This is a genomic window from Actinacidiphila acidipaludis (assembly GCF_019890725.1).
In the GTDB taxonomy this organism is placed as follows: Bacteria; Actinomycetota; Actinomycetes; order Streptomycetales; family Streptomycetaceae; genus Actinacidiphila; species Actinacidiphila acidipaludis.
Map to the genome: position 1 here is coordinate 98588 of NZ_JAINZZ010000023.1, position 12501 is coordinate 111088.

Here is a 12501-nt window from a genome sequence, read left to right on the forward strand (position 1 = left end):
GGGCACACCGGCCGGCGAACGAAAGGGCCCGCCCGGCCGGGAGACGAACTCCCGGGCCGGGCGGGCCCTTTGTGGTCGACTTTGCGGTCGACTTCGTGGTCGACGCCGAACTACGCGTCAGCCGTTGCGCTTCCAGCGCGGCTTCCGGTCCCCGTACGACGTCGTGGACGACGAGCCGTTGTCCCGGTTGTACGAGGTCGGGCGGTCGCGGTCGCGGTCGCCGCCGTAGGACGGGCGGCGGTCACGGTCGCCGTACGACGGACGCGAGTCGCGGCGGTCCCGGTTGAACGGGCGGTCGTCGCGGTTGCCGTACGCCGGGCGGCGGTCGCGGTCGCCGTAGGACGGGCGGCTGTCACGCCGGTCGTCGCGGTTGTACGAGGACGGACGGCGGTCGTCGCGGTCGCGGTTGCCGTACGACGGACGGCTGTCGCGCCGGTCGTCCCGGTTGTGGGACGGACGGCGGTCACGGTCGCCGAAGGACGGACGCGAGTCGCGGCGGTCCCGGTTGCCGTACGACGGACGGTCGTCGCGGTCCCGGTTGCCGTACGACGGGCGGTCGTCGCGGTCGCGGTTGCCGTACGACGGGCGGCTGTCGCGCCGGTCGTCGCGGTCGCGGTGGTCGCGGTCCCGGTTCTCCCGGTGCTCGCGGTAGGACGGACGGTCGTCACGCCCGTCGCGTCCCTCCCGGCGGCGGTCGAAGTTGCCGCGCTCGTCCCGGCGCTGGTAGCCGCCGGCCGGCCGCTCCTCGCGCGGCTCGGGGATCTGCACGGCGGCCTCGACCGCGGCGGTGGCCTCGGCGGTCTTCGCCGCCACGGCCTCCTCCGGGTCCTCGCCGCGCTCGCGCGCCGAGCGGGCGATCAGCCGGTCGGCCTCCTCGCGCAGTTCGGCGGCGCGGCGCTGCAGCCGCTCCAGCTGACGGGTGGCCTCGACGACCTCGCGCTCGGCCTGGGTGGCGGCGTTCTGCACCGCGTCGGCCTGCACGTCGGTCAGCGAGCGGGCGCCGGTGATCCGGGCGACGTCCTCGTCGAAGACGCCGGCGCCGCCGATGATGTGGCGTGAGGCGTCCACGCCCGCGTCCTCCATCAGCCGGAAGATCTGCCGGCGCTGGTGCGGCAGGGCCAGCGAGACGACCGTGCCGGACTGGCCGGCGCGCGCGGTGCGGCCGGAGCGGTGCAGGTAGTCCTTGTGGTCGCCGGCCGGGTCGACGTTGAGCACCAGGTCGATGCCGTCGACGTGGATGCCGCGGGCGGCGACGTCGGTGGCGACCAGCACGTTGACGTGCCCGCCCTTGAAGTCCTCCAGGGTGCGGGTGCGCGCGCCCTGGGTCATGCCGCCGTGCAGCGCGTCGGCGCGCACACCGGCCTCGACGAGCTGCTCGGCCACCCGGTCGGCGCCCATCTGGGTGCGGACGAAGATGATCGTGCGGCCCTTGCGGGCGGCGATGGCGGCGGTGACCGGGGCCTTGTCCTTGGGCTTCACGACCAGGACGTGGTGGCTCATCGTGGTGACCGCGCCCTGGGCGGCGTCCACCTCGTGCGTCACCGGGTCGACCAGGTACCGCTTGACCAGGGTGTCGATCTCGTTCTCCAGCGTCGCGGAGAACAGCAGGCGCTGGCCGCCGGCCGGGACGAGGTCGAGGATCTCGGTGACCTCGGGCAGGAAGCCCATGTCGGCCATCTGGTCGGCCTCGTCCAGGACCGCGATCTCCACCTGGTCCAGGGCCGCGGCGCCGCGGTTGATCAGGTCACGCAGCCGGCCCGGGGTGGCGACGAGGATGTCGACGCCGCGCTCCAGCGCGTAGATCTGGTTCTGCATGGAGGTGCCGCCGCAGACGACCTTCATCTTCAGGCCGAGCAGGTCACCGTAGGGCTGCAGGGCGTCGGCGACCTGCATGGCCAGCTCACGGGTCGGCGTGAGGATGACGCCGCGGGGGTGCTTCCGCTCGGTGCGGCCGCCGGCCAGGCTGGTCAGCAGCGGCAGGCCGAAGGAGAGCGTCTTGCCGGAGCCGGTGCGGCCACGGCCCAGGATGTCCCGGCCGGCCATCGCGTCCGGGATGGTCGCCGCCTGGATCGGGAACGGGGTCACGACGCCGTTCTGGGAGAGCTTGCGGACGACGGCCTCGGGCAGGCCGAGGTCGGCGAAGGTCACGCCGGGAGCGTCGTCGTGCTCGTCGTCACGGTCGTCGTGGTGGTCTTCGTCGTGGCGGTCTTCGTCGTGGACGTCGTTGTGGTGGACTTCACGGTCGTCGCGGCCGGCGTCGGAGCCGGTCCCGCCACGGGTGTCGGGGTAGGTGTCGTCGCCGGTGTCGGCGGTCACGGCGTCCATGGCGAGAACGGAGTTCTCCACGCTCTCGGGCATGGCGGCACGGTCGGCACTGTCAAAGGGCATGCTGAAGCTGAACCTCTCGGAGACTTACGGCACGCGCCAGCTCCACAGGTTGCTTACAACCGCCTCGATGCGGTCAGCCACAGGAGATAAGGAACGCGCCACGCGGCGCGTTTCGGATACAGGCGCCAGGCATCGGAAAATGGGGATCAAACGATCTACCAGCATACGCATCGAAGGCCCGATACGCCAATCCCCTCCGGATCCCGGCGCTGACCTGGCAAGAGTCCGCTCAGGGACGGCTTCCCGCCCGGTCCGGACCGGGGTCAGGGGGTGCCGGCGCCGGACGGGTCCCCGCCGTCGCCGGGGGTCGCGGTCGTGGGGGGCGGATCGGCGGGCGTGGTGGTGGTGGCCGGGTCCGTCGGGGTGGGCGTGGTGGTCGGCCCGTCGCCGGTGGGGGACGGCTGGACGGTCGGGTGGGGCGCGGTCGTGGCGCCGCCGCCCGGCGGCACGGCCCGCGTGCCCGTCCTGCCGGGGGCGGACGCGGGCGTCGTGGCCACCGCGGACGCGCCCGCGGTGGCGGTTCCGGAGGCCGCCGGGGAGGGTGACATGCCGTCCCGGCCGCCGCCGTGGCCGCCGGCCGGGAAGCCGCGGACCGCGTGCCGGGCGTCGGCCGCGCCGCCCTTGCCGGACACCGGGGGGCGGCCGGGCGCCTTGGGGTCGGACCCGCCGGTGCTCACGCACGCCGCGACGCTCGCCGCCAGCAGCGCGACGAGCGCCGCCGACCGGACCCCGGCCGCGCGGGCACGGGCGTGCGGGGGGCGTGCGGCGGCGGGTACGGACATGCGCGGCGACCTCGGACTCGGTACGGGCCGGCGGGCGCGCGGACGCACACCCGGCCGGGCGGGCTCGCCGTGTCCAACGCCGACGCCTGCGGCAGGACACGCGCGACCGGACCGGAACGCCGCAGGTTCGTTCGAGTGGCCCAGTGCCGGACAGTGCGGGACAGCGCGGGACAGCGCGGGAGACCGCCGAGCGCCCCACCCGGTGGCCCGGGCCGGCCTGTGGCGAGTCCGCACCGCCCGCTCGCCGTCAGCCGTGGCCCCTGCCGCGGCCCCGCGTCCTCACCCGCCGCCGCGGCCCCGCGTCCTCACCCGTAGCCGAGCCCGTGCAGCCGCTCGTCGTCGATGCCGAAGTGGTGGGCGATCTCGTGGACGACGGTGATCTCCGTCTCCTCGACCGCCTCCTCGCGGGTGGCGCACATCCGCAGCGTCGGACCGCGGTAGACGGTGATCCGGTCGGGCAGCACGCCCGCGTACCACTCCCCGCGCTCGGTCAGCGGTGTCCCCTCGTACAGGCCGAGCAGGTCCGGGTCCGACGGGTCGGGCTCGTCCTCGACGAAGACGGCCACGTTGTCCATCAGCCGGGTCAGCTCGGTGGGAATCCGGTCCAGCGCCTCGCCGACCAGTTCCTCGAAGTCCTCGCGGCTCATCTCCAGCACAGGCCCATTGTGTCGTGCGCCACCCTCGCGGTCCCGTTCGGCAATGGTTTTGCCGAACCCGCGGGCCGTCCCATATGCTTCCCCCCGTCCCCGAAGTGCGCCGAAAGGCCCACCACGGCAGGCCCTTCGCCCTCATCGTCTAGTGGCCCAGGACGCCGCCCTTTCAAGGCGGTAGCACGGGTTCGAATCCCGTTGGGGGCACCACCTAGGAGATCGTCGCCCGGCGGCGCTCCCTGCTCATCCACGGGCCGAGTGCCGCCGCGAGGACCACCGCGCCGATCATGAAGTAGACGTCGATGGCGCGGCCCGACCACACCGCCCAGGACGACGTGGCGTTCGTCTGCTGGTCGAAGAGCCCGTAGCGCATGATGCCGGTCAGCCGCAGCGCCTCGTCGACCGCCGTCGCCGCGCCGCGCAGGACCAGCAGCGGCATCCCGATCCAGGCTCCGGCGAAGACCGTCCAGGCCGGCGCCCGGGGGCGCGGCGGGCTCGTCGTGCGGTGGATCACCCCGGCGGCGACCAGGCAGATGGCGATGACGACCGCGTTGGGCAGCACGCAGAGCAGGCCGCTGTCGCCCTTGCCCGGATCGATCCCGGCGGCGTAGCGGCCGTTCGCCGCGATGGCGAGGACGTGGATCAGCGCGAACCCCGCCACCCAGGCGTAGGCCGCGGGCACGGCCCACGGCGGCCGGGCAGGTCCTGCGGTGCGCTCGCCTGTGCCGCGGGGACGGACCATCGGGACGGGCTCCTCTCCCGGAGAACGACGCGCAGAACGCTAGACGGCGGCCGGTCCGCGCCGCATCCACCCCAAGTCGCTTCCCGCGCCGCCCTGGTGCACCTTTCGGGGGGAGCCGTCTACGCCCGAAGTCGCATGCGGACCGGATCCCGCGCGGGTCGCCGGCCCCCGGTCCCGCGGCCCTCAACGGCTGCGCGAGCGAGCGGAGTCAGGACCGGAGCTGCGACCGGACTTACGACCGGAGCTGCCGCCGCACCTGGCATCTTCCTGTAACGGCCATTGCCCCGGGCCGCGGCCGCTGACCGTAATGACTCCCGGGAATCGCACTCGGTGGACACGGCAGAGGGCGAATGCCCCCGGCGGCCGCGAACCCCCGAGCGTGCCGCCGGGCCAGACACGCGTGCCGGTGAGGCCGGCGGGTGCCGGACCGGCGTGGCGCGACGCCACCCCGCCGTTCCGGCCCGGCGATCCCGGCAGACCACGGCGAGCAGGAGGGCAGTCCCTTGGGAGCGGTACCGATCGGCCTGGTGTTCCCCGGTCAGGGAACCCAGCGCGAGGGCATGGGCGAGCCGTGGCGCGGCACCGAGGCGTGGGAGCTCGTCGCGGAGATCTCACGGCACACCGGTGAGGACGTCGAGGAGCTGGTGCTGCGCACCCCGGCCGAGCAGCTGCGCCGCACCGACCTGGCCCAACTGGCCGTGTTCACCGTGTCGGTGCTCGCGCTGCGCGAGGCCGAGCGGCTCGGTCTGACCGAGGGCGCCGTCGCGTGCGCGGGGCACAGCCTGGGCGAGTACACGGCGCTGGTCGCCGCCGGGATGCTCACCGTCGCGGACGCCGCCGTGCTCGTCGCCGCCCGCGGCCGGGCGATGCGCGAGGCGGCCGGGATGCGGCGCGGGACGATGGGCGCGCTGGTCGGCGCGGGCCACGACGACGTGGCGGAACTCGTCCGGGAGATCGACGCGTCGGGGTGCCCGCTGTGGGTGGCGAACATCAACGCGCCCGGGCAGGTGGTCGTGTCCGGTTCCGTCGAGGGCGTGGAGCGGGCTGCCGCGGAGGGCCACCGGATCGGCGCCAAGCTGATCACGGTCCCGGTCGGCGGCGCGTTCCACAGCCCGTTCATGGCACCGGTCGCGGAGCGGCTGCGGGAGGTCCTGCGCGCGACGCCGTTCGCCCGCGGGCACGCGCCGGTGGTGGCCAACGTGGACGCGGAACCGCACACCGGGGACGACGACTGGGTGGAGCTGTCCACGCGTCAGCTGACCCACCCGGTGCTGTGGGAGCGCAGCGTCGGGACCCTGACCGGGCCGCTGGGCTGCGGCCGGCTGCTGGAGCTGGGCTCGGGCCGCACGCTGTCCGGCATGATCCGGCGGATCGTCCCGTACGTGACGGCCGTTCCCCTGAACAGTCCGGACGGTCTGGCGGCCGCGGCCGGCGCACCCGCGGTGGCCGCGGCGCCCGCGGCGGAGGCGGCCCGATGACGGCGCCGGCGTCCACCGCCTCGCGCTGGTTCCGGCGTCATCCGTCGGTCACGGGTCCCCGGCTGCGGCTGGTGTGCCTGCCGCACGCGGGCGGCGCGGCATCGTTCTTCCACGCGTGGGGCGGCGCGTTCGGCCCCGACGTCGAGGTGCTGGCGGCCCGCTATCCGGGACGGCAGGACCGGATCGCCGATCCGTTCCTGGAGGACATGGCCTCCCTCGCCGACGCCGTCACCGCCGCCCTGCCGCCCTTCCTCGACCGGCCGCTGGCGCTGTTCGGCCACAGCATGGGCGCCTCCCTGGCGTACGAGGTGACGCTGCGGCTGCGGGAGCGGTACGGGTTCCGGCCGGAGGGGCTGTTCGTGTCCGGCCGCGAGGCGCCGCACCTCGTCACCCCGAAGGACATCCATCTGCGGGACGACGATCAACTCGTCGACGAGGTGCTGCGGTTGGGGGGCGTGGACACCGCCCTGCTGGCGGAGCCCGGACTGCGGGACCTCGTCCTGCCCGCGATCCGCTCGGACTTCAAGGTGTCCGGCACCTACCGCGCCGCCGGGCCGGTGCCGGTCGGCACCCCCGTGACGGCGTACGTCGGCGACCAGGACCCCAACGTGACCCCCGAGGACGTCGCGGCGTGGGAGCAGGTCGCCGGCGGCGGATTCGCGATGCGGGTCTTTCCGGGCGGCCACTTCTATCTCGAACCCGAGCGCGACGCCCTGATCCGCGACATCGCCGGCCGGATCGGGGTGGCATCTTCCTGACGACGGACTCAGGAGGCCGCCGGTCCGATGCTCTAATGATTCCCGGGTATGCCGAGCCGTACGAAATGGCGGGCACCCGTTTCCCCGTCCCGCAATTCTGCGGGCATTTCGGAACCACCGGATTCCTGAGAGGTTCTTCCACCATGCCTACCATCACCGAAGAGCGCGCCGCGAAGATCAAGGAAATCGTGTGCGAGATTCTCGAACTCGAGGAGGACGAGGTCACCGACACCAGCCTGTTCCGTGAGGACCACGACGCCGACTCGCTGCGCGCGATCGAGATCCTGGCCTCCCTGGAGAAGGAGTTCAAGGTGGTCATCGACCAGTCGGAACTCGCCCGCATGGTGAACCTCCAGGGCGTCTACGAGGTCGTCGCCGAGTCCGCCGCCCGGTAATTCCTGTTCGCTGTCCAGGTCGAGACTGGTTGGGGATTCGATGTCGACTCTCGCGGGAAATGGTTCGAGTACAACAGCTCACAGGGTGGTTCTGACCGGATTCGGCGTGTTCTCCAGCATCGGGGTCGGCGCCGCCGACTTCGCTGAGGGACTGCGATCCGGGCGCAGCGGTGCGAAGCCGATCAAGGCATTCGACACCAACGGATTCGCACACGCCAACGGTTGCGAGATCGTGGACTTCCGGCCGGAACGGTGGATCCGCACTCTCGACGCGGAGGAACTCGGCCGGGCCAGCCAGTTCTCGGTCGCGGCGGCACGGATGGCGATCGAGGACGCCGACCTCGACGTGGACGTCCTGCGGCGGCAGCGCGGCCTGATATCCATCGGCACCACCGACGGCGAGTCCTTCGACCTCGACCAGCTCGTCGAGAGCCAGATCCGCTTCGGCCCGGAGCAGATGGACTCGACCATCGCCCGCCGGGTCCGGGCGGGCCGGCTTTCGGCGGCGGTGGCCCACGAGCTGGGGCTGACCGACGTCGAGGCGGTCACCATCCCCACCGCGTGCGCGGCGGGCAACTACGCCATCGGCTACGGCTTCGACGCGGTGCGCACCGGCGAGGTGGACTTCGCGCTGTGCGGCGGCGCCGACGCCATGTGCCGCAAGACCTTCGCCGGCTTCTACCGGCTGGGCACCATCGCCCCGGAGCTGTGCCAGCCCTTCGACGCCGACCGCAAGGGCATCCTCACCGGGGAGGGCGCCGGCGTCCTGGTGCTGGAGAGCCTGGACTCGGCGCTGGCCCGCGGGGCCCGCATCTACGCCGAGGTGCTGGGCTACGGCCTCAACTGCGACGCGTACCACCAGGTGGCGCCCAACCAGGCCAGCGTGGCCCGCTGCATGCAGCTCGCCCTGGACAACGCGGGCGTCAAGCCGTCCGAGATCGACCTGATCTCCGCACACGGCACCGGCACCAAGGCCAACGACATCACCGAGGCGCGGGCGATCCGCGAGGTCTACGGCGACCGCCCGCCGCGGACCATCTCGATCAAGTCGATGCTCGGCCACACCATGGGCGCGGCCAGCGCGCTGGCGGCCATCGCGTGCTCCCTGGCGATCGTGCACCGCTTCATCCCGCCGACCATCAACCACGTGACCACCGACCCGGAGTGCGAGGTGGACTGCGTGCCGAACCAGGCGGTCGAGGCGGACCTGCGCATCGTGCAGAACAACGGGCTGGCCTTCGGCGGCAACAACTCCATCGTCATCCTCGGCAAGTACGAGGGTCCGCGGTGAGCCGGCTCGCGGTGACCGGCGCCGGCGCGGTGGCGAGCATCGGCCGCGACACCCGGGAGATCTTCGCCGCGCTGTGCGCCGGCCGCGAGGGCCGGCACCCGCTGCGCGGCTTCGACCGCGCCTGGTACAACGCCGGGCACCTCTACGAGGTGGACAACCGGCCCGCCCCGGGCACGGACGCCGTCGGCCGCGCCACCGGCCTGCTGCTCGACGCGGTGGGCCAGGCGGCACGGGACGCGGGCCTGGGCGACGACCTGTCCGGGGTGCCGGTGCTGGTCGGCACGGGCCTGCGCGAACTGCGGTCGCTGGAGCTGTGGTGGCGCGACGGGCAGCCGTTCGGCGCCGACCGGATGCACTTCGGCACGGCGCTGCGCGAGCGGTTCGGCGCGCGGGACACCCACACCATCTCCAACGCCTGCTCCGCCTCGCTGTACGCGCTGGCGCTGGGCGTGGACCTGCTGGAGTTCCAGGAGGCCGACACGGTGATCGTCGCCGGTGTCGACGTGATCACCGAGAGCATGTTCGGCCTGTCGGACCGGCTCCAGCTCGACCCGCCGGACCGGCTGCGGCCCTTCGACCGCGACCGCAAGGGCACCGTGATGGGTGAGGGCGCCGCCGCCGTGGTGCTGCGCCGTGACGCCCCGGCCGACCGGGACGCGATCCACGGCTGGGTGCGCGGCGTGGCCGTCAACTGCGACGCCTTCCACGCCACCGCGCCCGACCCGGGCGGCATCGCCGCCGCGATCCGGGACGCGCACGGCCGGGCGGGCGTGAAGGCGGAGGACGTCGGCCTGGTGCTGCTGCACGGCACCGGCACCTCGCTCAACGACGCCGCCGAGGCCACCGCGCTCACCGACGTCTTCGGGCCGCACGTGGGCAACCCGCTGATGACCGGGGTGAAGTCGATGACCGGCCACACCTCCGGCGCCTCCGGGGTGCTCAACCTGCTGGTGGCGCTGCACGCCATGCGGGAGGGCCGGGTGCCCCCGATCACCGGCCTGGACAACCCGGCCTCCGAGGTGGCGGGCTTCCGGCTGGTGCGCGACACCCCGGTGGAACAGCAGGTGAACCTCGCCCAGGTCGACGCGTTCGGCTTCGGCGGGATCAACGCGGTGGCGATCGTGGAGGCCGGCCGATGAGCACCCTGACGACCGAGTCCCCGACGACCGAGGCGTCCGCCGCGCCCGGGCATCCGGAGAGCGCGGCGCCGGCCCGGATCGTGGTGACCGGCGTGGGCCTGGCGGTGTCGGGGGCGGACACCCCGCGGGACCTGCTGGCCGCGCGGCCCGGTGACGCCGCGCCCGTGGACCCGGCGGCCCGGCTGGGCAAGAAGGGCCTGCGCTACAAGGACCGGGCGACCCAACTGGCCCTGTGCTGCGCGCGGGACGCGCTGCGGGAGGCGGGCATGCTCGGCGAGGACGGCGCCCTCACGGTGCCCGGTGACGGCTTCGCCGTGCTGATCGCCTCCGACTTCGGGAACGTCGACACGGTGTGCTCCATCGTGGAGACGATCGCCGCCGACGGCTCCACCGCGGGCCTCAGCCCGATGGACACCCCGAACGCGTCGAGCAACGTGATCGCCTCGACGCTGGCCGTCAAGTACGGCCTGCGCGGCCCCAATCTGATGCTGTGCAACGGCCCGACCACCGGGCTCGACGCGGTCCGCTGGGCGGCCGTGCTGATCCGGTCCGGCCGCGCCGACCGCGCGCTGGTGCTCGGCGTCGAGCCGGACAACGCGGCGGTCCGCCGGCTGGCGGGCACCGACCGGCTGATCGACGGCGGCGCCGCGCTGATCGTCGAACGCGCCGGTGCGGGCCCGGCCCGCGGCGTCACGGAGCTGGCCGAGATCGGCGCCACCACCAGGACCGGCGGTGTCCGCGCGTGCCTGGACCGGCTGGGCGCCCAGGCGCCCGCCGCCTGGTTCGGACCGGGTGGCGGCCCGGAGCCGGCCGGCGGCGGGCCGCTGCCGGCCGAGGTGTCCCACTACGACCTGACAGGCGAGTGGGGCGAGGCGTCGGCCGCGCTCGGCGTACTGCAGTGCGCGGCCGCCGTCGGCTGGTTCGCCGCGGGCGGCGCCGGACCGGTGTACGCGGTGTCCGGCCACGACGGCGACGACGGCACCGCCGGGCTGGTCCTGCGAGCCCCGGGCGACCTGCCGTGAGCAGCGCGACCTTCACCGCGGCTCCCGCCGCGCGGCGCGAGGATCCGGTGCTGCCGCTGCTCGTCAGGCAGCGGCACACCGGTGACGCGCCGCGGCTGCGTGCGCTGATGCTGCACGGCCTGGCGAGCGGGAGTTCGGTGTGGGACCCGCTGTGGCGGCACGCGCCCGCCGAGCTGGACTCCTGGGTCGCCGACCTGCCGTGGCGCGGCGACCACGTCTCGGAGTGGGGCCGGCAGTCCGACAGCCCCGACTGGATGGCGGCCTGCCTGGAGGCGGTGCCCGGCGCCGTGGACGTCGTGGTCGCCCACTCCTTCTCCGCGAACCTGCTGCTGGACCACCTCAGCCGGGCCGCGGCGCGCGGCGAGGACCCCTGCGCCGTCTACGGGATCAGGGGCATCGTGCTGGTCTCGCCGTTCTACCGGCGCTCCCCCGACGACTTCGGGTGGGACGCGGTGGCCGGGATGCAGCGCAACTTCCTGGCGATCACCGAGGAGGGCATCCGGCTGCGGCCGGGCCGGCCCATCGACCCGGAGATCCTGCGCGACATGGCCCGCCGGGTCTGCGAACGGGCGGGCCTGTACGGCTGGATGCGGTTCCTCAACCTCTACCTGCACACCCCCTGGCTGCACACCGGTCTGATCGACGTGCCCGCCCTGGTGGTCACCGGCACGGAGGACTTCGCCGCGGCGGAGAGCGTGGCGCTGGCCGCCGACCTGCCGGCCGCGGAGCTGCAGACCCTCGGTGGCTGCGGCCACTACCCGATGTTCGAGCAGCCGGAGCGTTTCACCGCGCTGCTCGGCCGATTCGTCGAAAGCCTCTAGGAGAGCGCCTGATGTCCGCAACCTCGGCCAAGTCCCTGCTGAACGAGACGACGACCGTCGTCCTCAGCCCCGGGTACGAAGGTGCCAACATCGGCACCATCATCGGCTTCAAGCACGTCAACTACCTGGCCGAGAAGGCGGTCATCGAGCACTTCCGGCACTGCGGGCTCCCGGTCGGCCGCCTGTACGAGGAGCACGGCCTGGGCTTCGACGTCGTCGAGATCGACTCCCGCCTGCAGACCGCCCTGGTGGTCGACGACGAGGCCTCGGTCGAGGTCACACCGGTGACCAAGGACGACGCCACCGAGCTGGCGTTCAAGGTCGTCTTCACCGTGGAGCGGGACGGCGCGCCGAAGAAGGCCGTCACCTCGAAGATCAAGGTCGTGCTGCGGTACGACGACAACGACGTCCGCATGCTGCGCCGGCTGCCCGTCCCGGAGGGCCTGGAGCGGTACGTCGCCGCGCGGATCGGCGGCGCCGAGCCCGGCGCCGAGGTCGCGGCCACCGGCGAACCGCTGGTCTCCGGCGGCTCCACGGACGTCGACCCGGTGCTGGACCAGCTGCTGGCCGGGCAGAACGCGTACGGCTGGAAGTTCCGGATCCCGTACCCGTACGTGCACTTCTTCGACCGGATCGCCATGTCGGGCTACCTGCGGCTGATGGAGGAGGCCAAGCACCGCTTCGTGGACGCCCGCGGCATCTCGATCCGCGCGCTGCTGGCCGAGAAGAACCACATCCCGGCCGTGACCGCGTCCAAGGTGACCATGCTGGACGAGGCCCTGCTCGAAGAGGACCTGTACGTCGTCTACACCGTCGACGACATCTTCAAGAACCTGCTCTACACCTCCCGGCTGGACTACTACGTGGTGCGCGGCGGCCGGCTGGTGAAGACCGCCACGGGCAGCATCACCCACGCCTACGGGGTGGTGGAGAACGGCAACAGCGGCCGCCTGGTCACCTTCGACGAGCGCGTGCTGCGGGCCTTCAACAACGACGTGGCCCAGTGAGCGCCGCGGCCATGGCGACGGCCGCCCG

The 12501-nt window shown here is 73.4% G+C and carries 12 protein-coding genes and 1 tRNA gene; 9 read left to right on the plus strand and 4 right to left on the minus strand.

Annotated features, from left to right (window positions below; genetic code table 11):
* Positions 1–117 precede the first annotated feature (117 nt).
* The 3 genes from K7862_RS19520 to K7862_RS19530 all read right to left on the minus strand — a co-directional run bounded on the left by K7862_RS19520 (position 118) and on the right by K7862_RS19530 (position 3826).
* Positions 118–2358: a DEAD/DEAH box helicase gene (locus tag K7862_RS19520; protein WP_372461596.1), complete on the minus strand. Its 2241-nt coding sequence runs from the start codon at positions 2356–2358 to the stop codon at positions 118–120.
* Between the two features lie 293 nt (positions 2359–2651).
* Complete coding sequence (locus K7862_RS19525) at positions 2652–3170, minus strand: hypothetical protein (protein WP_222964207.1); 519 nt, start codon at positions 3168–3170, stop codon at positions 2652–2654.
* Between the two features lie 305 nt (positions 3171–3475).
* The gene (locus tag K7862_RS19530) at positions 3476–3826 is read right to left on the minus strand and encodes a metallopeptidase family protein (RefSeq protein WP_222964209.1); all 351 of its coding nucleotides are present in this window, start codon (positions 3824–3826) and stop codon (positions 3476–3478) included.
* 128 nt (positions 3827–3954) lie between these two features.
* Here K7862_RS19530 and K7862_RS19535 point away from each other — a divergent pair.
* A tRNA-Glu gene (locus K7862_RS19535) sits at positions 3955–4030 on the plus strand.
* Between the two features lies 1 nt (position 4031).
* On the opposite strand, the gene K7862_RS19540 is transcribed toward K7862_RS19535, so the two are convergent.
* Positions 4032–4562, minus strand: coding sequence for a hypothetical protein (locus tag K7862_RS19540; protein WP_222964211.1), 531 nt, complete (start codon positions 4560–4562; stop codon positions 4032–4034).
* 503 nt (positions 4563–5065) lie between these two features.
* Between K7862_RS19540 and K7862_RS19545 the strand changes: the two genes are divergently transcribed.
* The 8 genes from K7862_RS19545 (at position 5066) to K7862_RS19580 (ending at position 12473) form a co-directional block, all read left to right on the plus strand.
* Positions 5066–6040: an ACP S-malonyltransferase gene (locus tag K7862_RS19545; RefSeq protein WP_222964213.1), complete on the plus strand. Its 975-nt coding sequence runs from the start codon at positions 5066–5068 to the stop codon at positions 6038–6040.
* Complete coding sequence (locus K7862_RS19550) at positions 6037–6798, plus strand: thioesterase II family protein (protein ID WP_222964215.1); 762 nt, start codon at positions 6037–6039, stop codon at positions 6796–6798. The genes K7862_RS19545 and K7862_RS19550 overlap by 4 nt, the downstream gene beginning before the upstream one ends.
* Positions 6799–6941: 143 nt before the next feature.
* Positions 6942–7193 (plus strand): acyl carrier protein, encoded by a 252-nt coding sequence (locus K7862_RS19555; RefSeq protein WP_222964217.1) that lies wholly within the window; start codon positions 6942–6944, stop codon positions 7191–7193.
* A 40-nt stretch (positions 7194–7233) separates the two neighbouring features.
* Positions 7234–8484, plus strand: coding sequence for a beta-ketoacyl-[acyl-carrier-protein] synthase family protein (locus K7862_RS19560; protein WP_222964219.1), 1251 nt, complete (start codon positions 7234–7236; stop codon positions 8482–8484).
* On the plus strand, positions 8481–9623 hold the full coding sequence (locus tag K7862_RS19565) for a beta-ketoacyl synthase N-terminal-like domain-containing protein (protein ID WP_222964221.1): 1143 nt from the start codon (positions 8481–8483) through the stop codon (positions 9621–9623). The genes K7862_RS19560 and K7862_RS19565 overlap by 4 nt, the downstream gene beginning before the upstream one ends.
* Positions 9620–10645, plus strand: coding sequence for a beta-ketoacyl synthase N-terminal-like domain-containing protein (locus tag K7862_RS19570; RefSeq protein WP_222964223.1), 1026 nt, complete (start codon positions 9620–9622; stop codon positions 10643–10645). Before K7862_RS19565 ends, K7862_RS19570 begins: the two co-directional genes overlap by 4 nt.
* A complete protein-coding gene (locus K7862_RS19575; protein ID WP_222964225.1) occupies positions 10642–11466 on the plus strand; it encodes an alpha/beta fold hydrolase in 825 nt (274 codons plus the stop codon). The genes K7862_RS19570 and K7862_RS19575 overlap by 4 nt, the downstream gene beginning before the upstream one ends.
* A gap of 11 nt (positions 11467–11477) precedes the next feature.
* The gene (locus K7862_RS19580; RefSeq protein WP_222964227.1) at positions 11478–12473 is read left to right on the plus strand and encodes an acyl-CoA thioesterase family protein; all 996 of its coding nucleotides are present in this window, start codon (positions 11478–11480) and stop codon (positions 12471–12473) included.
* Positions 12474–12501: the final 28 nt, after the last annotated feature.

Bases quoted from the DNA above. Each gene is read 5' to 3' on its own strand.
- K7862_RS19520 (WP_372461596.1), bottom strand. From the start codon at position 2,358: ATGCCCGAGAGCGTGGAGAACTCCGTTCTCGCCATGGACGCCGTGACC.
- K7862_RS19525 (WP_222964207.1), bottom strand. From the start codon at position 3,170: ATGTCCGTACCCGCCGCCGCACGCCCCCCGCACGCCCGTGCCCGCGCG.
- K7862_RS19540 (WP_222964211.1), bottom strand. From the start codon at position 4,562: ATGGTCCGTCCCCGCGGCACAGGCGAGCGCACCGCAGGACCTGCCCGG.
- K7862_RS19550 (WP_222964215.1), top strand. From the start codon at position 6,037: ATGACGGCGCCGGCGTCCACCGCCTCGCGCTGGTTCCGGCGTCATCCG.
- K7862_RS19555 (WP_222964217.1), top strand. From the start codon at position 6,942: ATGCCTACCATCACCGAAGAGCGCGCCGCGAAGATCAAGGAAATCGTG.
- K7862_RS19560 (WP_222964219.1), top strand. From the start codon at position 7,234: ATGTCGACTCTCGCGGGAAATGGTTCGAGTACAACAGCTCACAGGGTG.
- K7862_RS19570 (WP_222964223.1), top strand. From the start codon at position 9,620: ATGAGCACCCTGACGACCGAGTCCCCGACGACCGAGGCGTCCGCCGCG.
- K7862_RS19580 (WP_222964227.1), top strand. From the start codon at position 11,478: ATGTCCGCAACCTCGGCCAAGTCCCTGCTGAACGAGACGACGACCGTC.